The 21557-nt window shown below is 27.3% G+C and carries 21 protein-coding genes and 1 tRNA gene; 11 read left to right on the plus strand and 11 right to left on the minus strand.

The window, feature by feature from the left end; translation table 11 throughout:
* The first annotated feature begins 218 nt into the window (after positions 1–218).
* From AC8IGH_RS02740 to AC8IGH_RS02750, 3 genes are read left to right on the plus strand one after another with little or no spacing between them, the layout of a single operon-like run.
* Positions 219–608, plus strand: a complete 390-nt coding sequence (locus AC8IGH_RS02740) for an SxtJ family membrane protein (RefSeq protein ID WP_507419187.1) — start codon at positions 219–221, stop codon at positions 606–608.
* Positions 608–760 (plus strand): DUF5989 family protein, encoded by a 153-nt coding sequence (locus AC8IGH_RS02745; RefSeq protein WP_507419188.1) that lies wholly within the window; start codon positions 608–610, stop codon positions 758–760. Before AC8IGH_RS02740 ends, AC8IGH_RS02745 begins: the two co-directional genes overlap by 1 nt.
* Before the next feature lie 7 nt (positions 761–767).
* Positions 768–2603, plus strand: a complete 1836-nt coding sequence (locus tag AC8IGH_RS02750; RefSeq protein WP_507419189.1) for a carbamoyltransferase family protein — start codon at positions 768–770, stop codon at positions 2601–2603.
* 88 nt (positions 2604–2691) lie between these two features.
* Here AC8IGH_RS02750 and AC8IGH_RS02755 read toward each other — a convergent pair whose 3' ends face one another.
* The gene (locus tag AC8IGH_RS02755; RefSeq protein ID WP_507419190.1) at positions 2692–3216 is read right to left on the minus strand and encodes a TIGR00645 family protein; all 525 of its coding nucleotides are present in this window, start codon (positions 3214–3216) and stop codon (positions 2692–2694) included.
* Between the two features lie 104 nt (positions 3217–3320).
* On the opposite strand from AC8IGH_RS02755, the gene AC8IGH_RS02760 reads away from it, so the two are divergent.
* From AC8IGH_RS02760 to AC8IGH_RS02780, 5 genes are all read left to right on the plus strand, one after another.
* Entirely contained in the window at positions 3321–3650 is a 330-nt protein-coding gene (locus AC8IGH_RS02760; protein ID WP_507419191.1) for a bactofilin family protein, read from the plus strand.
* Positions 3651–3652: 2 nt separating this feature from the next.
* The gene (locus AC8IGH_RS02765) at positions 3653–4069 is read left to right on the plus strand and encodes a bactofilin family protein (protein ID WP_507419192.1); all 417 of its coding nucleotides are present in this window, start codon (positions 3653–3655) and stop codon (positions 4067–4069) included.
* Between the two features lie 129 nt (positions 4070–4198).
* A complete protein-coding gene (locus tag AC8IGH_RS02770; RefSeq protein ID WP_507419193.1) occupies positions 4199–5662 on the plus strand; it encodes a DEAD/DEAH box helicase in 1464 nt (487 codons plus the stop codon).
* 13 nt (positions 5663–5675) lie between these two features.
* Entirely contained in the window at positions 5676–7262 is a 1587-nt protein-coding gene (locus AC8IGH_RS02775) for a phosphoethanolamine transferase (protein ID WP_507419194.1), read from the plus strand.
* Positions 7262–7519, plus strand: coding sequence for an SWEET family sugar transporter (locus tag AC8IGH_RS02780; RefSeq protein WP_507419195.1), 258 nt, complete (start codon positions 7262–7264; stop codon positions 7517–7519). Before AC8IGH_RS02775 ends, AC8IGH_RS02780 begins: the two co-directional genes overlap by 1 nt.
* Here the strand turns inward: AC8IGH_RS02780 and nadC are convergent.
* Genes nadC through nadA form a run of 3 tightly spaced genes read right to left on the minus strand, consistent with a single transcriptional unit; the run spans position 7512 to position 10975 of the window.
* Complete coding sequence (nadC, locus tag AC8IGH_RS02785) at positions 7512–8360, minus strand: carboxylating nicotinate-nucleotide diphosphorylase (protein WP_507419196.1); 849 nt, start codon at positions 8358–8360, stop codon at positions 7512–7514. The two genes, AC8IGH_RS02780 and nadC, sit on opposite strands and share 8 nt — an antisense overlap.
* Positions 8361–8363: 3 nt before the next feature.
* Positions 8364–9959 (minus strand): L-aspartate oxidase, encoded by a 1596-nt coding sequence (locus tag AC8IGH_RS02790; RefSeq protein ID WP_507419197.1) that lies wholly within the window; start codon positions 9957–9959, stop codon positions 8364–8366.
* The gene (gene nadA, locus AC8IGH_RS02795) at positions 9959–10975 is read right to left on the minus strand and encodes a quinolinate synthase NadA (protein ID WP_507419198.1); all 1017 of its coding nucleotides are present in this window, start codon (positions 10973–10975) and stop codon (positions 9959–9961) included. The genes AC8IGH_RS02790 and nadA overlap by 1 nt, the downstream gene beginning before the upstream one ends.
* 82 nt (positions 10976–11057) lie before the next feature.
* On the opposite strand from nadA, the gene AC8IGH_RS02800 reads away from it, so the two are divergent.
* Positions 11058–11143, plus strand: a tRNA-Leu gene (locus AC8IGH_RS02800).
* Positions 11144–11148: 5 nt separating this feature from the next.
* On the opposite strand, the gene ygfZ is transcribed toward AC8IGH_RS02800, so the two are convergent.
* A complete protein-coding gene (ygfZ, locus tag AC8IGH_RS02805) occupies positions 11149–12033 on the minus strand; it encodes a CAF17-like 4Fe-4S cluster assembly/insertion protein YgfZ (protein WP_507419199.1) in 885 nt (294 codons plus the stop codon).
* Between the two features lie 38 nt (positions 12034–12071).
* On the opposite strand from ygfZ, the gene AC8IGH_RS02810 reads away from it, so the two are divergent.
* Positions 12072–13385, plus strand: coding sequence for a dihydroorotase (locus tag AC8IGH_RS02810; RefSeq protein WP_507419200.1), 1314 nt, complete (start codon positions 12072–12074; stop codon positions 13383–13385).
* On the opposite strand, the gene AC8IGH_RS02815 is transcribed toward AC8IGH_RS02810, so the two are convergent.
* From AC8IGH_RS02815 to crtI, 5 genes are read right to left on the minus strand one after another with little or no spacing between them, the layout of a single operon-like run.
* Entirely contained in the window at positions 13382–15277 is a 1896-nt protein-coding gene (locus AC8IGH_RS02815; RefSeq protein ID WP_507419201.1) for a propionyl-CoA synthetase, read from the minus strand. The two genes, AC8IGH_RS02810 and AC8IGH_RS02815, sit on opposite strands and share 4 nt — an antisense overlap.
* A 53-nt stretch (positions 15278–15330) precedes the next feature.
* On the minus strand, positions 15331–16257 hold the full coding sequence (locus AC8IGH_RS02820; RefSeq protein ID WP_507419202.1) for a Brp/Blh family beta-carotene 15,15'-dioxygenase: 927 nt from the start codon (positions 16255–16257) through the stop codon (positions 15331–15333).
* A 4-nt stretch (positions 16258–16261) separates the two neighbouring features.
* Positions 16262–17392: a lycopene cyclase family protein gene (locus AC8IGH_RS02825; protein WP_507419203.1), complete on the minus strand. Its 1131-nt coding sequence runs from the start codon at positions 17390–17392 to the stop codon at positions 16262–16264.
* A 7-nt stretch (positions 17393–17399) separates the two neighbouring features.
* Positions 17400–18227 carry a phytoene/squalene synthase family protein gene (locus tag AC8IGH_RS02830; RefSeq protein WP_507419204.1) on the minus strand — a complete coding sequence of 276 codons (828 nt, stop codon included), beginning with the start codon at positions 18225–18227 and terminating at the stop codon, positions 17400–17402.
* A complete protein-coding gene (gene crtI / locus AC8IGH_RS02835) occupies positions 18224–19696 on the minus strand; it encodes a phytoene desaturase family protein (RefSeq protein WP_507419205.1) in 1473 nt (490 codons plus the stop codon). The genes AC8IGH_RS02830 and crtI overlap by 4 nt, the downstream gene beginning before the upstream one ends.
* A gap of 144 nt (positions 19697–19840) precedes the next feature.
* Here crtI and AC8IGH_RS02840 point away from each other — a divergent pair, with 144 nt between their 5' ends.
* Positions 19841–20542, plus strand: a complete 702-nt coding sequence (locus AC8IGH_RS02840; protein WP_507419206.1) for a bacteriorhodopsin-like — start codon at positions 19841–19843, stop codon at positions 20540–20542.
* 6 nt (positions 20543–20548) lie between these two features.
* Here the strand turns inward: AC8IGH_RS02840 and AC8IGH_RS02845 are convergent.
* The coding region (locus AC8IGH_RS02845; RefSeq protein WP_507419207.1) for an enolase C-terminal domain-like protein at positions 20549–21557 on the minus strand (1009 nt) is incomplete at its 5' end.

The raw sequence follows: 21557 nt of genomic DNA on the forward strand, positions 1-21557 counted from the left end.
TGTTTTTCTGAAATTTTAGTTGTTAAAATATCATCAACAGCATTTAAGATATCTTTTACAGAGTAATCTTGTTTCATAAATACACTGTAATTCAATATTATTATTCTTCAAGATTCTTTTATTTAATTAATATTAATTAAAGATAGTTTATCTAAGAATGTACATTTATAGTTTATTTCTAACGTTTTTGAGATAAATAAACATTATTTATAATAACTATGAAAAATACTATTAATATTAAAAAGAAAGATAATATTACTTTTGGAATATTATTTTTTATTTTTTTTTTTATTATTGGATTATATCCTTTAAAGTCAAATGGAGCTGTTAGAGTATGGTCAATTGTTTTATCCATAGTATTTTTAATTTTAACTATTGTTAGACCAAATTTATTTACATTCATTAATAAATTGTGGATACAATTAGGAATTTTATTTGGAAAAATAATATCCCCTATTGTTATGGGTTTAGTTTTTTTCTTTGTTGTAACGCCAATTGGAATACTTGTAAGAATAATAAAAAAAGATGTTATGGGTTTAAAAAAAAGAAATCATTCTTATTGGATAAATAGAGCAGATAAAGTACAAAGTATGAAGAAACAATTTTAATGATTGAATTTTTAAAAGAGTTTTGGGACTTTTTAAAAGTTAGAAAAAAGTATTGGCTTCTTCCTATTTTAATTGTTCTTGTTTTATTTGGAACTCTTATTGTTCTTAGCCAAGGAACAGCAGTTGCTCCATTTATTTATACTATATTTTAATTTTTAAGTGACTTCCGTTCTTGGGATTTCAGCATTTTATCACGATAGTGCCGCAGCTATTATTATAGATGGAAAAATTATTGGAGCTGCACAGGAGGAAAGATTTACAAGAAAAAAGCATGATGCAAGTTACCCAAAGAATGCAATTAACTATGTTTTAAAAGAAGCCAGTTTAAAATTAAATGAAGTTGACCATGTAGTATTTTATGAAAAACCTTTTTTAAAATTTGAAAGATTACTTGAAACATATATTGGCTTTTCTCCAAGTGGTTTTAAATCTTTTTCTATGTCTATGCCACTATGGCTTAGTGAAAAGTTATTTCAAAAAAAAATGCTTTTTGATGCATTAAAGGAACAAAATAATAATTTTAACGACATAAAAAAGATAAATTTTTCAGAACATCATCTAAGCCATGCGGCAAGTGCTTTTTTTTCAAGTCCCTATGAAGAGGCAATTATTTTAACATTAGATGGAGTTGGTGAATGGGCAACAACAACAGTATCTTTAGGAAAAAATAATAAAATTAATATTTTAAAAGAAATACACTTTCCTCACTCCTTAGGTCTTTTGTATTCAGCGTTTACTTATTTTTTAGGATTTAAAGTGAATAGTGGAGAATACAAAGTCATGGGACTAGCACCTTATGGAGAACCAAGATTTAAAAATATTATTTTAGACAAATTAATTGATGTTAAAGAAGATGGCTCTTTTAGGCTGAATATGGATTATTTTAATTATGCAACGGGTCTAACAATGACTAATAATAAATTTGCAAAATTATTTAATATGAAAAAACGCGAACCAGAGAATGAATTATCTCAAATTCATATGGATATGGCAGCATCAATTCAAGCCGCAACTGAAGAAATCGTTTTAAAAATCACAAGATTTTTATTTAAAGAATTTAAGATACCAAATTTATGTATGGCAGGAGGAGTTGCTTTAAATTGTGTTGCAAATGGCAAAATTTTAAAAGAAGGTTTATTTAAAAATATTTGGATACAGCCAGCTTCAGGGGATGCCGGAGGTGCGCTCGGTGCCGCTCAAGCTTTTTATTATCAAGAATTAGATAATAAACGTAAAATTTTAAAAACTGATTCAATGAATGGGTCCTATTTAGGGCCCCGGTTTACAGATGACCAAGTAGAAAATGAACTTAAAAGCTGTGGAGCTAATTATAAAAAATTAACTACAGATCAAATTCTTAAAGATACAGCCAAAGCGTTGTCTGAAGAAAAAGCTGTTGGTTGGTTTCAGGGCAGAATGGAATTTGGCCCAAGATCTTTGGGAAACAGATCTATTATTGCAGATCCAAGATCTGAAACGATGCAAAAAAATTTAAATTTAAAAGTTAAATTTAGAGAAAGCTTTCGTCCATTTGCTCCAGCTGTTTTATTTGAAAAAGTTTCAGAGTGGTTTGAGATAAATTCTGAAAGTCCTTATATGTTATTAGTGGCGGATGTTAAAAAATCAAAACAACTTCAAATGACAAATGAACAAAAAAATTTATTTGGTATTGATAAATTAAATGTCAAAAGATCTAACATTCCATCAGTAACGCACGTTGATTACTCAGCTAGAATTCAAACAGTTCATAAAGAAACAAACCCAATTTTTTATAAATTAATAGAAGAATTTGAGATGATTACTAAATATCCAGTTTTAGTTAACACATCTTTTAATGTAAGAGGAGAGCCTATTGTCTGCACAGCTACTGATGCCTTTAATTGTTTTATGGGAACAGATTTAGATGTTTTGGTTTGTAATAATTTTATTTTATATAAAGAAAATCAAAACAAAAATTTACTTAAGGATTATAAGAGTAAATACGAATTAGATTAATTAAGACTTAAATTTTCTTAAAAAATTTTAAGAAATTATTCTATAAGCCTTAACAATAAAATGAATAATTTAAATTAATTTATTATATTTATTTATATTTTTTATGTTTATGAATGCTCTTGCTCATTATGTAGTCCATTAAAGCAAGTAAAACTCCACTAATAACAAAAGAAAGATGAACAACTACATACATAATAATTTTTTCTTTATCGTAATTATTTAAATTCATAAATACTTTTAAAAGGTGGATTCCTGATATTGCAACAATTGAAGAAATTAATTTAATTTTAAGGTCTGTAAAATCAACATGCCCCATCCAGTCAGGCTTGTCTTCATGATTTTTAACATCAATTTTAGATACAAAATTTTCATAACCAGAAAAAATAACTATAATTAATAGATTGCCAGCTAAGGAAATATCAACAAGACTTAAAATAAAAAGTAATACGCCGGCAATATCTGTTGAGTGGACAATCTTTATAAAATCAATAATCTCATGAATGAATTCATATAAAAGAACAAGAAGACTAAGAGACAATCCAAGGTAAAAGGGAGCAAGTATCCAGCGAGATGCAAAGATTGTTTTTTCTAATAGTCCTTCAATTTTTTTCATAGAAAGTTTTAATTATCATATTTTATAAAATTTTACCTACAAATTATGGATATATTTAAGCTTGCAAGATTATCTTATTCTCTGTTTAATTAGCTTTTAAATTTATGCCTTCAGTTATTCTAAGAGATACAAAATTACAGGGTAATATTTCAGAAAAAGACAGCATTACAATAGATGGTATCGTCCTTGGAGATATTAAAGCTGAAGAAGTTATTATTAATGAAAATGGAAGCATTACAGGCAACATATCAGCAGATAATAATATTGAAGCAGGAGGTCAAATAATTGGCGATCTTTCTTCTGATAGAATTCATGTAGTTAATTCAGCAAAAATTAGAGGAAAACTATCTCACAGAAATTTAGTTGTTGAAGAAGGTGCTCAATTAGAGATTACGTCTTCAACAAGAAAAAAAATAATGAACAATAAAGAATAAAAATGTTTTTTAAATCAAATAAAAAATCTCAAGATCAAGTACAAGGCTTTTCACATTTAGGAGAAAATCTACGCTTTGAAGGAGAAATAGATTGCAAAGGTGAAATTGAAATTGCTGGAAAAGTTATAGGAAATGTTAAAGCAAAAAAATTAAGAATATTGGAAACCGGAAGTGTCAAAGGTCGTGTCCTAACAGATGATGTTGAAGTTTTGGGACATATGATTGGTAATATTGAGTCTGTAAATATTCTTATTGGAGATAAAGCAATTGTAAGAGGAGATCTTCGTTTTGAGAATAATTTAGTTGTTTTAGAGGGCGCAGATATTTCTGGTCATGTACAAAAAAATAAAAAAGAAAAAATTAAAAGATCAGATACTGAAAAAGTTAAGTATTTAGAACATAATAAAATAGCCTCTTAATCGACTTTGGTGAAACAAAGCCAAATTGCTCTTGAATAAAGCTTTAATTAAGCTTGTTAACTGATAAAGGTTCTTTTTTATTATTAAATAATTTTATTAAATTTTTACATACAACTCCCTAAAAATTAAATGATTAACTTTGAAGGCTTTTGCTTATCGCAAAATTTAAAAAATTCATTAGCACGAATGAATTTTACAGTGCCAACGCCTATTCAAATAAGTTCTTTACCACTTGCTCTTGAAGGACGTGATATTTTAGGTTCAGCACAAACTGGAACTGGAAAAACTGCAGCTTTTAGTATTCCATTAGTTGAACTCTTAAGTAGATCAAAGCAAGGCTCAGCTTTAGTATTAACTCCAACACGCGAACTTGCAAAGCAAGTGATAGACGTAATTATCCAGTTACTTGGGAAGAATAACCCAATTAAAGCAGCATGTTTAATTGGAGGAGAGTCCATGTATAAACAATTAGGACAACTTAAATCTCGACCTAGAATTATTGTTGGAACTCCAGGAAGAATTAATGACCACTTAGATAGAAAATCATTAAAGTTATCTGATACAGGTTTTTTAGTCTTGGATGAGACAGATCGAATGCTGGATATGGGTTTTGGAGTCCAAATTGATAAAATATTAAAATATCTTCCAGAAAAAAAGCAAACGCTTATGTTTTCAGCAACGCTACCTGATGAGATTGTTAGAATGTCTGCTAAATATTTAAAAAATCCTGAAAGGGTTTCTATGGGTGCAACGAATGTACCATCAATTAAAATTAAACAAGAAGTAATTAATATACAACAAGAACAAAAATATTATGAATTAATTAAGCAATTGCAGCAAAGAACTGGCTCAATTTTAGTTTTTGTTAAAACAAAACATAATTCAAAAAATTTAGCAGCTAAGCTTTGTAAAGAAAAATTCAAAGCAGATGCTTTGCATGGAAATTTAAGACAAAGCAAAAGAACTACTGTGATGAATGCTTTTAGGAATAAAAAATTTACCATACTTGTAGCAACAGATATTGCTGCAAGAGGACTTGATGTTCCTCATATCGAACATGTTATCAATTATGATCTGCCACAAGTCGCTGAAGATTATATTCATCGTATGGGCAGAACTGCTAGAGCAGGAGCCGAAGGGTCTTCTTTATCTTTTATTACTAATAGTGACAGAGAAAAATGGAATGCTATTGAGAGATTGTTAGATCCAAATAAAAAGAAAGAAAATTATACTAAAGCTAGAAGTGGAAGAGGTGGATTTCAAAGAGATTTTAAAAATATAAAAAGAGACGGCAAAATAAACAGAAATAGAAGAAGGAACCAAAACTATGGTGGTAACAGATCATCAGAGAGTTTTAGAATAAATAAGCCAACAGAAAAATTTCGAGACAATAAATATTCAGAGAGATTTAAGCCTATAAATGTTGAAGGATTTAAAGAATATAAGCTAAGAGAGAGTGGTGAAAAAGATTATAGAAGAAAAAGTGACAGAGAAAAGCCAAGATTTTTTGGTAAAAAATCTAAAGACTTTAAAAATAGAAATTTTAATGCAGGTAATAAAAAAAAATATAAGAATACAAAGCCTTTTAATTAAAAAAAATATTTAAATGTCTTTTTTAAAAAAGAAAGTTAAATTTTATTATTTTATATTACTAATTTCGTTCTTTATTACTTTTGTTTATAATCTAAAGTTTTTAAAAATTCTTTATGGGAATATTGGGTTTTCTAGTTTTTCATCTATTTATTTCTTTTTTGCAATTATTATTGCAATAATTTCTACAATTTCAATTTTACTGCTAGTTTTTGGACAGAGGTATGTTCTTAAACCATTAACAATTTTTTTAATTATTCTTTCATCAATTTTAAGTTTTTATAATCATCAATTTGGCGTCACTGTTGATGAGCAGATGATCATTAATACTCTACAAACGGATATAAATGAGGCTATGGACTTAATGTCTGTTGGTTTTTTTATTCATATTTTTTTTCTTGGCATTATTCCAAGTCTGATTATTTTCTTTATTGAAATTGAATATGGATCTATCAAGCAAGATTTACTTATAAGATTATCTTTTATTGTAACCGCATTTTTAATTGTCGCAGTTATAACTTTTGCAAATTTTAAGCAGGTAAGTTTTATTACAAGACAAAATAATATGCTTAATCAGCATATTACCCCCTTATACACTTTAACTTCCTCTTACCGATTAGCTAAATTATCATTAGAGGGGGAGAGTAAATTTATAAAATTAGGAGAAGACGCAAAATTATTAAAAACTGCAAAAAAAACTATTGGAATTATGGTTGTTGGAGAGACAGCTAGAGCAGATAGATTTTCATTAAACGGATATCAAAAAGAAACTAATACATATTTAAAAAATAAAGGAGTCTTTAGTTTTAAAAATACAATATCTTGCGGCACTGCAACCGCTTACTCTGTTCCTTGCATGTTTTTCTTGAATGGAGAGAAAAATTACACTCAAAAGAAGGCTAAAAATCAGAGCAATGTCCTTGATGTTTTGTCTTTGGCTGGAGTCAAGACCGTTTGGGTAAATAATAACTCAAGTTGTAAGAATGTTTGTACAAGAATTGAGACGCTTAATATTATTTCAAGTTCCGGTGGTGAAGATAAAAATACTATTTTAGATGAGAAGTTATTGGATACAACAAATCAAATTTTAAAGAATAATAAAGGAGATATATTAATTGTTTTACATACGATGGGATCGCACGGCCCTAGATATTATAAAAGATTTCCAGAAAAATTTGCAAAATTTAAACCATTTTGTAACAACGATACTCCACAAAATTGTAGCAAAGAAGAGCTAAATAATGCTTTTGATAATACTATTGTTTACACAGATTTCGTGCTTTCAAAATTGATAGATATTTTAAAAGAAAAGAAAGAATATAATACATTTATGTTTTATGCTTCAGATCATGGAGAGTCATTAGGAGAAAATGGTATTTATTTACATGGTCTTCCAAAAAAGATTGCACCAAAAGAGCAAACAAATTTTGCAATGGTTTTATGGCTTTCAGATCAAATAGTAAAAAACCAAAACATTAATTTATCCAAGATTAAAAACATGACTAATAAAGAGATAAATCATGATTATCTTCCACATACTTTGCTTAATTTATTTAAAGTTCAAAGTTCTGTTTATAAAAAAGAATTAAGCTTAGTTAATTGATGGAAAAATACATAACTTATATTGGTTTCTTCTCCGGTTTTTGTACAACAATCGCTTTTGTTCCACAGGCATATAAAGTTTGGAAAACTAAAAGCGCCAAAGATATTTCATTGTGGATGTTTTTAATATTTACGATAGGCGTTGCTAGTTGGCTTGTTTATGGGGTGCTAACTAATAATTTACCAATAATTTTTGCAAATATTATAACTTTATTTTTAGCATTTTTAATCTTGGTTGCTAAAATTAAATTTAATTAAAGTTTAGAGATATATCTAGGTTTTGAGGACTATGAGTTAGTCTTCCAATTGAAATTCTATTTACGCCTGTCTTTGCATAATCAAGAATATTTTTCTCATTTATATTCCCAGAAGCTTCTGTTTCATATTTATTACCAACCATGCTTAAGGCTTTTTTAATTTCATCTGGTTTCATATTATCTAATAATAATCTATTAAAATTAAGAGTTTGAATAGTTTCTAATTGACTTAGAGTGTCCACTTCTACTGTTATAACTTTTCCATTTCTGTTTAATCTCAAAGCATTTTGCACCAGGTCAAATATATTTTGAGAAGCTGAAATATGATTATCTTTTATAAAAATTTCATCGAATAAATTAAATCTATTGTTAGTACCACCCCCAAGAGTTACCGCATATTTTTGAATAGCTCGAAGCGTGGGTAAAGTTTTTCTAGTACAGCAAATTTTTGTTTTATATTCTTTGACTAGGTTAACGTAATAATGAGTTTTTGTTGCAATTCCTGATATTAAACTTAAAAAATTAATTGCCGTTCTTTCTGATTTTAAAATAGAACCAGTTAATCCTTTAATTTCAGCAATAATATCACCTTTTTTTATAGAAGATCCTTCTTGAATTTTCTTCTTAAATTTTGTTTTTTTATCAATTTGTTTAAATGCTTCATCTGCGAAATCTAATCCACCAATGATCCCATCTTCATTTGCAATAACTTTAGCTGAAGTGATGGAATTTTTATTTACTAAAAGATCTGTAGTAATGTCTTTTTGAGCCTGATCCTCAAACAAGGAAGCGCCAATAATACTTTTTATATAACCGCTAGTGATAAGTTTGGATTTTGACATTATTTAAGCTACTTTTTCTATGTATTCTTTTTTATCTAAGAATTCTTGCATCTCTTTTAATGTAATTTGTTTTCTAAATAAAAATTTATCATTTGATTTTGGATAATCACTTCTAAAATGAGCTCCTCTACTTTCTTTTCTTATGTAGGCTGAGTAAGTAATTAATCTTGATACTAAAATCATATCTTTAAGTTTTGCAGATAAATCTTTTGCCTCTCTTTCTATTCTATCAATTTCAATAAACGCTTTTTTAAGTTTTTGTTCATTTCTATAAACGCCAACTAAATCACTCATGATATTTCTAAGTTGCCATATATATTTTTTTGCTCTTATTCGTGATGAAGTTTTTTCTTTTGGCAAATATTTTTGAAAATTAATATTTTTATCTTCTTTGTTATTTAGCACTTCGGAATTAATTGAATTTGCTATTCTTTTTCCAAAGACAAAAGCTTCAAGTAAAGAATTAGAAGCAAGCCTATTTGCTCCATGTGCACCTGTAGAAGAAACCTCGCCACAAGCCCAAAGACCTACAATGGATGATTTTCCATTTTCATCAACAAATACTCCTCCCATATGATAATGAGCAGCTGGAGTTACTGGTATTTTTTCTTTAGAAAAATCAATGTTAGCTTTCTTTAAAAAATTATAAGCACTTGGAAACATAGTTTGTAATTGCTCATCTGAGAATTTTCTGCAATCTAAAAATGTTGAATGTCCAATATCTTTTAATCTTTGAAGTTCACGGGAAACAATATCACGAGGAGCTAAATCTCCACTGGGATGTATTGACTTCATAAATTGATTATCATTTTCATCAACTAATTTAGCACCATCTCCTCTTAACGCTTCAGTTAGCAATGGAGTTGGATCAAGCCCAACATCCATCCCCGTTGGATGAAATTGAACAAATTCCATATCAGAAAGAACAGCGCCAGCGCGTGCCGCCATTGCAATTCCTTCACCATAAATGTCTCTAGGATTTGTTGTATGTTCGTAAATACTACCAAGACCTCCTGTTGCAAGAACAATATTAGGTGCTTTAAAAAATGTAAAATTATCAACTATGTTTTTTCCGACGTGACGACCGATCAAACCTATAACTTTATTATTTTCAGTTATAATCTCATCAACTGTCACATCTTCTAGAATGGTAATATTTTCTAGTTTTTGAATATTATTTATTAAAGTTTTAATAATTTCTCTTCCAGAGCTATCACCGTTTACTTTAAGCACTCTACGTCTGCTATGAGCAGCTTCCTGAGACATTAAAAAATTTTTAAAATCATCTTTATCAAAATTAACTCCTTTATCTTCTAGAAATTTAATAATAGAAGCGGCTTCTTCAGTTATAATTTTAACAATTTTTTCATCACTTAATCCAGAACTTGCTTTTATAGTGTCTTCGAAATGAATTTTTGGACTATCATCTTTACCAACTGCTGCGGCGATTCCTCCCTGTGCCCAAGCACTCGATGAAGCTTCGCCCAATTTTTTTTTTGAAATTAAAGTAACTTTTCTTGGGTAAAGACAGATAGCAGTCATTAATCCAGAAATTCCAGATCCAATAACAATAACGTCAGTAGTGTGTAAACTTTCCATTAGGCAAGGTTAGATTGGCGACCAACCTTAATCATACGTTCAATAGGTAGTCTTGCTTTATCTATAATAGATTTATCAATCAAAACTTCATTTTTTTCATTCATTAGACAATTATAGATTTTTGGTAATTGTATCTTTTTCATATGAGGACATAAATTACACGGTCTTACAAAATTAGTTTCTGAATTTTCAACCTGAACATTATCGCTCATTGAACATTCTGTAACTAAAAATACATTTTTAGGTTTATTTTTTTTAACATATTGAATCATTCCAGCGGTTGATCCAGTAAAATTCGAGGCTTTAATAACATCAGGAGGGCACTCAGGATGAGAGACAATTACTAAATCAGGATAATTTTTTCTAAGTTGATTTAATTCTTGAGCTGTAAATTGTTCGTGAACCATACATTTTCCATGCCAAGAAATAATTTTAACTTTAGTTTGTGAGGCAACATATTTTGCAAGATAAACATCAGGTAAAAATATAACTTCTTTTACTCCCAATGACTCAACAACCTTCACTCCATTAGCAGAAGTGCAACATACATCTGTTTCAGCTTTAACTTCAGCGGAGGTATTAACGTAAGTTACCACTGGAACACCTGGATATTGTTTCTTTAATTTTTTAACATCTTCTGCTGTAATAGACTCAGCGAGAGAGCATCCTGCATTCATATCTGGAATTAAGACTTTTTTATTAGGTGACATTATCTTTGCGGTCTCAGCCATAAAGTGAACGCCTGCCATAATAATAATATCTGCTTTAGTTTTTCCAGCTTCGATTGCTAAAGTTAAAGAGTCGCCAATAATATCAGCAACGCCATGATAAATTTCAGGAGTTTGATAGTTATGAGCTAAAATAACAGCATTCTTTTTCTTTTTAAGTTCATTAATTTTATAAATATAAGGAGCGTGTAGAGGCCATTCTAATAGAGGTACTACAGATTTTATTTTTTGATAAATACTTGCAGTATTTTTTTCAATTTCTTTTGTAAATTCTAGTTGAGAACTCATAATTTTTAATAATTTATAAATGATAATTGACTAAGTTATTATAGTAAAATTAATATTTAAATTAGTTAAAACAACACTATTTGCGGTCATGTTGGAATTGGTAGACAAGCTTGGTTGAGGGCCAAGTGGAGTAATCCATTGAGAGTTCAAGTCTCTCTGACCGCACCATTTATTTAGATAATCATCCAGTTTGGAATATTAATTTTTATAGATGCTGTTTCTGTTTTTAGTTCATGATCAGTAATTAAGTTTTTATTATCTTTGTTAATTTTAATTAATGCAAAAGGAAACAAATCATCTATTAAGATTTTTCCAATCTCTTCATTATTAAAATAAATTTTTTGTTCTTCTTGAATTTTTCCATTTATGCAATTTATTGCTAATAATCTTTTATTAACTTTATTTTTTAAATGCATTCGAGCAGTATTTTCCTGACCAATGTAGCACCCTTTTTTTTGATCGATTCCGTTTAATTCAAGAAAATTTGCCTCAAGAGAAAACAATTGATTTTGTAATTTTTTTATATTTTTCGAAGGGATTCCTAGATTAAATAATTTTTTTTCTAATAAATATTTTTCATTAGATAATTCAATATTTAAATCGTTAAAAAATTCTTTAATTTTAGATTTTTCTATAATTGCTCTTGCTAAAATGTTTTTTATTCTTGGGTCTTCAAAGATTAAATAATTTTTATAATTAATTAAATTTAATTTATTAATATTAAGACTTTTAAATTTAATAAAAGGTATATCGATACTTATTAAACTATCTTCAATTTTAATTTCAACTTTAGATCTTAATTTGTAGTTATAAAGTTTATTAAATAATTCTTTTATTAGTTCATTATTACATTCAATTAAAAAAATATTTTTTGTTTTAAGAATAATAAATTCAAATAATAATTTTCCTTGTGGCGTTAATAAAGAAGCAAATATACAGTTATTGTCTGTTACTTTTTTAATATCATTGGAAATAATATTTTGAATGAAATCGATACTGTCTTCACCTTTAATGCTAATAAAACCTTTTGAAGTTATATAACCTTTATCTGTTTCCATTATTGTGCGTTTATCTGCTTTGGTGTATTAAATTTTAGATGTCCAATATATATGATTTAATTATAAAAAACGGCAATTGTTTTATAAATAATGATCTAGCCCAAACCGATATTGGAATTAAAGATAATCAAATTATAAAAATAGGCCCCATCAAGGAAGGCGGAGACAAAGTTATTGATGCGAAAGGTCTTACAATTATTCCAGGCGCCATCGATACACAAGTTCATTTTAGAGAGCCCGGTAACCCAGATAAAGAAGATTTAGAAAGCGGAAGTAAGGCTGCAATTTTAGGAGGAATAACTTCTATTTTTGAGATGCCAAATACAAACCCAACAACAGATAACTTTGAAAGATTTCAAGAAAAATTAGATAGAGCTGAGAATCGGATGCATTGTAATTATGCTTTTTATTTTGGTGCAACAGAAAATAATTTTGAGTTGATAAAGCAAACAATCAATTTAAAAGGATGTTGTGGAATTAAAATGTTCGTTGGCTCATCTACAGGGACATTGCTTGTAAATAAAGATGAAGCAATTGAAGAAATTATCAAAATAAGTCCTCGAGTTGTTTCAATTCACTCAGAAGACGAAAATTTATTAAAAAAGAAAAGAATTTTAATTGAAAAGGGCAATGTTAAGACCCATCCTGTCTGGAGAGACTCAGAAGTTGCATTAACTTCTACTACAAAAGTTACTGGTTTTGCTAATAAACATAAGAAAAGAATACATATTTTACATGTGTCTTCTAAAGAAGAAATTGACTTTTTAGCAAACAATAAAAAATACGTAACAGTTGAAACAACACCGCAGTTTTTAACCTTATTTGCGCCTGATTGTTACGAAGAACTTGGAACTTTAGCGCAAATGAATCCTCCAATAAGAACAAAAGAACATCAAATTGCTTTATGGAAACGTTTGCTAGATGGAACTATCGATGTGCTTGGATCAGATCATGCACCACATACATTAGCAGAAAAGAAAAAATTATATCCTGAAAGTCCCTCTGGTTTGACGGGGGTCCAGACTATGCTTCCGATTATGTTAGATCATGTGAATAATAAAAAACTTACATTTCAAAGGCTAGTAGAATTATTAAGTATTAATCCGTGTAAAATCTTTAATATAAAAAAAAGAGGAGAGATCAAAGAGGGATATTTTGCAGATCTTACTGTTATTGATATGAATTTAAATTTTAAAATTACCAATAATTGGATTGCAAGTCGATGTGGATGGACACCATTTAATAATAAAATTGTAAAAGGTTTTCCAGTTGGAACAATTGTAAACGGTAAGATTGCTTCTTGGGATAAAAAAATTGTCGATACTAAATTTGGAAAACCTCTAGAATTTTAATTTTTAATTATTCCAGCTTGAGTTAAAGAAGTTTTAATTTCATCCAAAATAGCAGGATCATCAATAGTTGCTGGCATTTTATAAGGAACTTGATCTGCTATTTTACTAACTGTTCCTCTTAATATTTTTCCTGATCTTGTTTTTGGAAGTCTTTTTACGACAACTATACTTTTAAATGCTGCTACAGGTCCAATTTTATCTCTAATCATCTGTATGCATTCTTTTGAAATGTCCTCAGGTTTTTTTGTTACTCCAGATTTTAAAACAATTAAACCAAGAGGTATTTGACCTTTCAAATTGTCTGCAATGCCGAGCACTGCACATTCAGCCACACTGGAATTTTCAGATAATATCTCTTCCATAGAACCTGTTGAAAGCCTATGTCCCGCAACATTAATAATGTCGTCAGTTCTAGACATGATCCATATATATCCATCTTCATCAATGTGTCCGGCGTCATAAGTTTTGTAGTAACCTTTGTAAGGATCCATATAATTTTCTTTATATCTTTTGTCTGCCTTCCATAGTGTTGGGAAAGTTCCTGGAGGAAGAGGCAATTTTACTACTACATCACCCATTTCTGATGCTTTAGCTTGTGTTGCATCAGGTCTTAAAATTTGTACATTATAACCTGGAGCTGCTTTACCTGCAGAACCATATTTAGTTTCAAATAAACCAAGGCCAGCACAATTTGCGCTTATTGCCCATCCAGTTTCAGTTTGCCACCAATGATCTATTACTGGTTTTTTTAGTAAGTTTTCAGCCCATTTAATTGTATCTGGATCTGCTCTTTCTCCTGCTAAAAATAATATTTCAAATTTAGATAAATCATACTTTTTAAAAAATTTTCCTTCAGAGTCTTCTTTTTTAATAGCTCTAAAAGCAGTAGGGGCAGTAAATAATGATTTAACTTTATGTTCTGATATTACTCTCCAAAAAGAGCCAGCATCCGGAGTTCCAACTGGTTTTCCTTCATATATTATTGTTGTGCAACCATGAAATAACGGTCCGTAAACAATATAAGAATGACCCACAACCCAACCTATATCACTAGCTGACCACCAGATATCGCCAGGGTTCATATTGTAAATATTTTTCATCGTCCACTTTAATGCAACGATATGGCCGCCAATATCTCTTACAATGCCTTTTGGAGTTCCTGTTGTTCCAGAAGTGTAAAGTATATAAGCGGGGTCGTTAGCGTCCATCGGCTCACAATCAATTTCTTTTCCAGTATTTATAAAATCTTGCCAACTAATGTCGTTAATTCCTAATTCAACGGAATTATTTTCTCTTTGAAATATTATGCATTTTTTAGGTTTAATAGTTGCGAGTCTTAAAGCTTCATCTAAAAGGGGTTTGTATTGGACTGTTCTTCCAGGCTCAAAACCGCAAGAAGCTGAAATAATTAATTTTGCCTCAGAGTCATTTATTCTTGCAGCAAGTTCGTTGGCTGCAAATCCCCCAAAAACGACTGAATGCACTGCGCCAATTCTTCCACAAGCTAGCATAGCAAAAACTGCCTCAGGAATCATAGGCATATAAATAATAATTCGATCTCCTTTCTTAATTCCAAAATTTTTTAGAGCACCTGCAAATGTAGAAACAGTTTTTTTTACTTCAGAGTAACTAAATGAAATCTTTTTAGATGTTACTGGGCTATCATAAATGATAGCAGTGCGAGATCCATTTCCTTCTTCAATGTGCCTATCAATTGCATTAAAACATGTATTAATTTTTCCACCAGGAAACCATCGATAAAAGGGAGGGTTTGAACTTTCTAAAACTTTTTTATATGGTGAAAACCATTTAACATCTTTAGCAGCCTCACCCCAAAATTCCTCAGGATTTGTTATTGAAGCTTTGTATAAATTTTCGTAATTTTTAGTCAATTAATGATCCCTATATTCAATAGATTAAATACTAAATATAAAAGATACAATAGTTAATTTTTTAAATAAAAATGCAATAAAAAGTGTGGCAGTGTTAATGATGCAAGTCCAATAAAAATAATTTTTTGAATTGTATTTTCAATAAGATCAAAGTTTGAAAGAGCATACAAACATACAATTAATGCAATAAATGTAACAATAGTTAAAGGTAGAGCCTTTAACGCAAAACTTTTAATACCCTTATAAATATTAGGATTTAATTCACTTGAAATTACAATAATATTTTTGAGCGAGTGAATAAAACAAAAATATAAAGTAAATGCAGTTATTGTACTAAATAATTTAAAAATAATTATTATTAAAAAAACTTCAAAAAAAATAGAAATTAAATCTTTAGAAATAATTTTTTTTTCTATAAAGAAATATAAATAAAAAAAAAATTGAAACAGCAAATTTGTAAACAGCATTGTGTTAATCCAATTATTTGGAATTAATGTAAATTCATTTAAAAAAAGAATTTTATTAAAAATTTCATTTGTTTCATTAAATTTAAAAAAAAGTGGTAGTAAAATAATTAAAGAACCTTTTAAAAAAAATATTATTGATTGATATTTATTACATTTTGATAAATAAATTTCTAAATCTTCCTTCCCAAAATGAAAAGAAGAAATAATCAAAAAAAGAATTAAAGTAATTTTTGGACTTAATTGCCAAATATAAAGAACAATTAATGCAAGCCCAATATAAGTTAAGTAGAATAGAAATTTTGAATTTTTATTTATTTTATATAATAACTTACTTGCTTTGTGACTATCGTATGCGCCATGAGATATACCAATTGTTATAATTAAGAAAAAACAAATAAAATATTTATTTATTGAAGTTAAGTTAGTTAAATTCTCAATTATGAATAAAAATATAATTAAAATTAAAAAAAAAATATTAACTTTATTAAAATATTTTTTAATTTTTGCGTTCATTGAGTTATAAATTAAATAATTTTTTTATAAAAATTAATTTGGGCATACTTAAAATTATCTTAAAATCTTCATAAAAATTACTATTATTAGATAGAAAATTTATAATACTTTTTGTTTTATTCTTTTTGAATAAGTCCATAAAAATATTTTGCATGTGATTTCTTTTTTCTAACAAAACTCTAATAAATATATTGTCTAAAAAATTATATTTAGGACTTAAACCAACTTTATTTATAATTTTATTTTGCTGTATATCAGTGACAATTTGTTTGACGGATTTCTGTATACTTAAAAAAGTATAACCAGTACTTTTTCTAGTTAGATTAGCAGATGTTCCTATTGGTATTATTTTTTTAAAATTATTATTATTTTTGAAATGATGCATAGGAATTGATCCTATTTCAAAATATTTTTTTTCATAATCTTTTTGATAATTAAGATTATTATTAATGTAATTATTTATTTCGGAAAGATAGCGTTCTACCGTAAAATTTTTATGTTCTGAGATCCATGTATTTTCAATAAAAATTTTATTCTTATTTAATGGTAGTATATAAAAAAAATGTACCCATTCATCTTGTGGACAATTAAAATCCATTAAAATAGGACATTTTGGCAAATCCACATTTTCTTTAAATTCAATTTCACATCCATAAAAATGTTGAAAAATCTTATTCTCAGATGTTTTTTTATTATCGAGCGAACTGTTAAATATTAAATTTGATTTAAAAATTTCATCATCAGCATGCAACTCAACTTCATTACTTTTTTCATAAATTTTATTAATAGATTTATTTAAAAAGAATTTAATATTTTTATTTGTAGATAAATTAGTTATAATTTTTTTATAAAATTTTTCACTATCAACTGACTGATACTTAAAATTCTTACAATCTAAAATAATTTCTTCGCGATTATTTTTTATAATAAATTTATCCCATTCATTCATTAAACAATCAGTGAAAGAATGTTCTTGAATGTTCCAATAGGACCAAATTTTATCTCTTTTGAAATCTTTTCTTTTGTCAAAAATTGCACAAGTCTTATTTAAAAAAAGATTATTTTTGTTCATTTCAAAGGCTAGAGATAGGCCCGAACAACCAGCGCCAATAATAATATAATCAAATTTGTTCATTAATAAATTACATATTTCTTTTAATAACTACAAAAATATAAAATGATTTAATTGTCATAAAAATCTTTTCATAAAAATTTAAATAAGTTCTTTTTAAAAATAATTGATCGTAATTTGTATTAAGAATTTTTTTTCCAATATCTCTATATAGTGAACTTGCTAAGAAAATTGGAAATCGTATTTCTTTTGGTAGAAATTTAATTCCTTTATTTCCATTATTATAATATTTATCTGCTAGTAAAATTATTTTTTTAATAGCTAAAAATAAATATTTTTTATTATAATTATTATTTATAATATCTTTAGCATTAAGTTTTTCTTTTAAAAAATTTTTAGGTATATAAATTCTCTGTAGATGAGCATCTTTTAATACATCTCGAGAAATATTAGTTAGCTGCATTGCGATTCCTAAATTAATTGCATGTTTGATTGCCTTTGTGCTTGTTGTCTTAAAAATGTAAGCCATCATTGCACCTACTGTACCGGCTACATAATATGAATATTTTAAAAGTTGTTTGATTGTTTTTATTTTAACATTTTTAGTATCTAAATTTACTCCGTAAAACAAATCTTCAACATATTTTTTTGGAATTTTATATTTTTTTTCAATTTTTTTAAAATTATTAATTATTGTATTATTTGATTTCGGACTTTTGTAATAATTTATAAATTTTTTAATATTATTTTTATTATCTATTTTTTCATCAACTAGATTATCAACCACTCTGCAAAAGGCGTATAAATTTGCACAATCTTTAAAGATTTCTTTTTTTAAAAATTTTCCTGCCCAATAAAATGATTTTCCATGTTCCTTTATGTATTGTTCAGTCTTCATTTTATTCTTGGAATAATTTTTTCTAATATCTTTGCCGATGATAAAACTCCAGGAATTCCAGCACCAGGATGTGTGCCAGCACCGACAAAAAATAAACCTTTATATATTTCAGATTTATTGTGAAATCTGAAATAGGCTGACTGTGAAAACTTTGGCTGAATTGAAAAACCAGATCCATGTAAAGTTTTAAGTTCATTTTCAAAATAATCAGGCGTTATATAAAAATCTTCTTCAATGAATTCTTCAATTTTTGGCAATAGAGTTGAACTTAGTTTTTTTATTATTATTTTTTTAAAATTTTCAGCTTCTTCTTCCCATTTAATTTTGGATAGATTATTTGGAACTGGTACTAATACATAAAAACAATCTTTATTATCTGGAGCCATACTAGAGTCAGTTGCAGTTGGTCGATGCAAATAAAAACTTATGTCGTTATCTAAAATTTTTTGGTTAAATATTTTATTTAATAATTCTTTATAAGAATTTCCAAAATAAATAGTGTGATGTTCAATATTATTATATTTTTTTTTTGATCCAAAATAATAAACAAATAATCCCATAGAATAGTCCATACGTTTAACTTTAGCTGTAAATAAAAAATTATTTTTTTTATTTAATAAATATTTATAAACAAATGGAGGATCGGCATTACAAACGATAATTTTTGAATTAATAATTTTATTATTCTTAGTTATAATGCCAGACACATTTTGATTTTCTGAGGTAATTTTAATTACTTCATCATTTTTGATAACTTTAACTCCAATTTCATTCATTAATTTTTCTAATGATAAAATAATTTTTCCAGTTCCCCCTAACGCATAATGTACACCCCATTTTTTTTCTAAATATAAAATTAATGTATAAATTGAAGTTGTTGAAAATGGATTTCCTCCTATTAAAAGAGGATGTACACTAAAAATTTTTCTTAATTTTTCATTATTAATAAATTTTGAGACTAATTTATAAACAGAAAAATAACTTTTAAGAATTAATAATGATGGAATCTGTTTTAACATGAAGGTAAATTTTGAAAAGGGTTTATCTGCTAATTCTAAATAGCCTTTATTAAATATTTTTTCGGAAAATTTTATTAGTTTTTCAAATCCTTTAATGTCAGTAGAGTCAAATTTTGATATTTCTTTTAAATTTTCTAAATGATTATTAGTGTAATTAAATTTTGATAAGTCACTAAATATAAATTGATACCAAATCTTTAATGGAACAATTTTTACATAATCTTTTATGTCTTTTTTAAATAATGAGAATAATTCCGCTAAAAGATAAGGAGCTGTGATTACTGTTGGACCGGCATCGAAAGTGTAACCATTTTTATAAAATGTTCTAGCTCTTCCTCCTAGGTCAGAATTTTTTTCTATTAATGTAACTTCATATTTCATAGCCCTTAATCTTATGGCAGCAGCAATACCTCCAAAACCTGATCCTATTACAATAGCTCTTTCGGTCATTTATTTTTTAATATTTAATTACAGGTTGTATTATTATGAAAACACTTAAAACCAGCAATTTAATTTAGTTTAAATAGCTTTTAAATTATTCCAAATTAATTTAATGTTTCGTCTTATAAATTAAACAAAACAAGGAAAAATTAAATGAAAACTGCTTTATTGCAATCTAGCGATTTAACAGGAATTACATTCTGGTTAATATCGATGGCTTTGTTAGCTACCACAGTTTTTTTCTTCATTGAGAGAAATTCAGTGAAGGCATCTTGGAGAACATCAGTTACTCTTTCAGGATTAGTAACGGGGATAGCTTTTGTACATTATATGTATATGAGAGAAGTTTGGGTAACGACAGGAACATCTCCCACAGTGTTTAGATACATTGATTGGTTACTAACTGTTCCTTTATTAATGGTTGAATTCTACTTCATTCTTTCTGCTGTGAAAAAAGTTTCAACAGGAATTTTCTGGAGACTATTAATTGGAACGCTAGTTATGTTAATTGGTGGTTATCTAGGTGAAGCTGGGTATATGAATATTAATGCAGGTTTTATTATCGGTATGGCTGGTTGGATCTTCATTTTATATGAAGTATTTTCCGGAGAAGCTGGTAGAGAAGCAGCAAGATTATCAGGTGCTGCTAAAGATTGTTTTGAATTCTGTAAATGGATCGTAACAATCGGTTGGTCAGTTTATCCATTAGGATATCTTTTTGGGTATATGACAGGATCTGCAAATGAAGTTACATTAAATCTTATATATAACTTAGCTGATTTTATTAATAAAATATTATTTGGACTAGTTATTTATAAAACTGCTGCAAGTCTAACACCAGCAGGATCTAAGTAATTAAAATTAATTCTTAAAAAGGCCCTGAAGATTATCTTTAGGGCCTTTTTTATTTAACCATAAAAATTTTTTATTTAAGATTAAATTACCATTTTTATAAAAAATTCCATTTTTGAAATCTTTTTTTAGAAAATAAGCTCCATCGAGATCAAGAAAATTACAATATTTTGCAATTATTAACGCAGGTATGATTGATAAAGATGAACTAATCATACAACCAAGTAATATTTTTTTATTTTTTTTCCTTAAATATTTAATAACTTCAAGACTTTTCTTTAAGCCACCAAATTTATCTAATTTTACATTTATAACTTGATAATATTTTAATATTTTATTTTTATTTTTAATGTGAAAAGATTCATCTGCACAAAATAATATTTTTGTTTTTATATTTTTAAGTTTGTAGTCTAATCCATATTTAAGAGGCTGTTCTATAATAATTACATTTAATTTTTCGAGATCTTTAATAATTTTTTTAAGCGACCTAAAATCTAATCCTTCGTTGGCATCAATTATTATTTTTGAATTAGGACATTTTTGATTTATAAATTTTATAGTTTTTAAAATATTATTTTTATTAATTTTGACTTTAATAAGATTTATATTTTTAAATTTATGAATTATTTTCTTAAGTTTTTTTTGGTCAAATATAGGAATAGTAATTGAAGTTAGGTATTTTTTTTTTAAACAATATTCATTATTTTTATTTAGATTGAGATGTTTGTTAGCTAACTCTAATGCATTTCTTAAAGCTAAATATTTAATTTCATGTAGTTTATTTTTTTTTATTATTTGTAAAATTTTATCTTTATTTTTTTTTAAATATGAAAATATTTTTTTTTGGGTTTCGCCATATCTTTTGTAAGGTATACACTCTGCAAAACCACTTCTGTTATCTTCTGTAAGTTTTATTATTATTACGTCTATAAATTTTTTGGTTTCTCTTGATATTCTAAAAGAATCTTTTAAAAAAAATTTTTTTTTAACAAATTGTAATTTTAAAAACATAAATTCA

Source organism: Candidatus Allofontibacter sp. (assembly GCF_038145245.1).
GTDB lineage: Bacteria > Pseudomonadota > Alphaproteobacteria > Pelagibacterales > Pelagibacteraceae > Fontibacterium.

Bases quoted from the DNA above. Each gene is read 5' to 3' on its own strand.
- ygfZ (WP_507419199.1), bottom strand. From the start codon at position 12,033: ATGGAAACAGATAAAGGTTATATAACTTCAAAAGGTTTTATTAGCATT.
- AC8IGH_RS02775 (WP_507419194.1), top strand. From the start codon at position 5,676: ATGTCTTTTTTAAAAAAGAAAGTTAAATTTTATTATTTTATATTACTA.
- AC8IGH_RS02760 (WP_507419191.1), top strand. From the start codon at position 3,321: ATGCCTTCAGTTATTCTAAGAGATACAAAATTACAGGGTAATATTTCA.
- AC8IGH_RS02825 (WP_507419203.1), bottom strand. From the start codon at position 17,392: ATGAACAAATTTGATTATATTATTATTGGCGCTGGTTGTTCGGGCCTA.
- nadA (WP_507419198.1), bottom strand. From the start codon at position 10,975: ATGAGTTCTCAACTAGAATTTACAAAAGAAATTGAAAAAAATACTGCA.
- AC8IGH_RS02780 (WP_507419195.1), top strand. From the start codon at position 7,262: ATGGAAAAATACATAACTTATATTGGTTTCTTCTCCGGTTTTTGTACA.
- AC8IGH_RS02745 (WP_507419188.1), top strand. From the start codon at position 608: ATGATTGAATTTTTAAAAGAGTTTTGGGACTTTTTAAAAGTTAGAAAA.
- crtI (WP_507419205.1), bottom strand. From the start codon at position 19,696: ATGACCGAAAGAGCTATTGTAATAGGATCAGGTTTTGGAGGTATTGCT.
- AC8IGH_RS02790 (WP_507419197.1), bottom strand. From the start codon at position 9,959: ATGGAAAGTTTACACACTACTGACGTTATTGTTATTGGATCTGGAATT.
- AC8IGH_RS02840 (WP_507419206.1), top strand. From the start codon at position 19,841: ATGAAAACTGCTTTATTGCAATCTAGCGATTTAACAGGAATTACATTC.
- AC8IGH_RS02770 (WP_507419193.1), top strand. From the start codon at position 4,199: ATGATTAACTTTGAAGGCTTTTGCTTATCGCAAAATTTAAAAAATTCA.
- AC8IGH_RS02765 (WP_507419192.1), top strand. From the start codon at position 3,653: ATGTTTTTTAAATCAAATAAAAAATCTCAAGATCAAGTACAAGGCTTT.
- AC8IGH_RS02740 (WP_507419187.1), top strand. From the start codon at position 219: ATGAAAAATACTATTAATATTAAAAAGAAAGATAATATTACTTTTGGA.
- nadC (WP_507419196.1), bottom strand. From the start codon at position 8,360: ATGTCAAAATCCAAACTTATCACTAGCGGTTATATAAAAAGTATTATT.
- AC8IGH_RS02810 (WP_507419200.1), top strand. From the start codon at position 12,072: ATGTCCAATATATATGATTTAATTATAAAAAACGGCAATTGTTTTATA.
- AC8IGH_RS02820 (WP_507419202.1), bottom strand. From the start codon at position 16,257: ATGAACGCAAAAATTAAAAAATATTTTAATAAAGTTAATATTTTTTTT.
- AC8IGH_RS02830 (WP_507419204.1), bottom strand. From the start codon at position 18,227: ATGAAGACTGAACAATACATAAAGGAACATGGAAAATCATTTTATTGG.
- AC8IGH_RS02755 (WP_507419190.1), bottom strand. From the start codon at position 3,216: ATGAAAAAAATTGAAGGACTATTAGAAAAAACAATCTTTGCATCTCGC.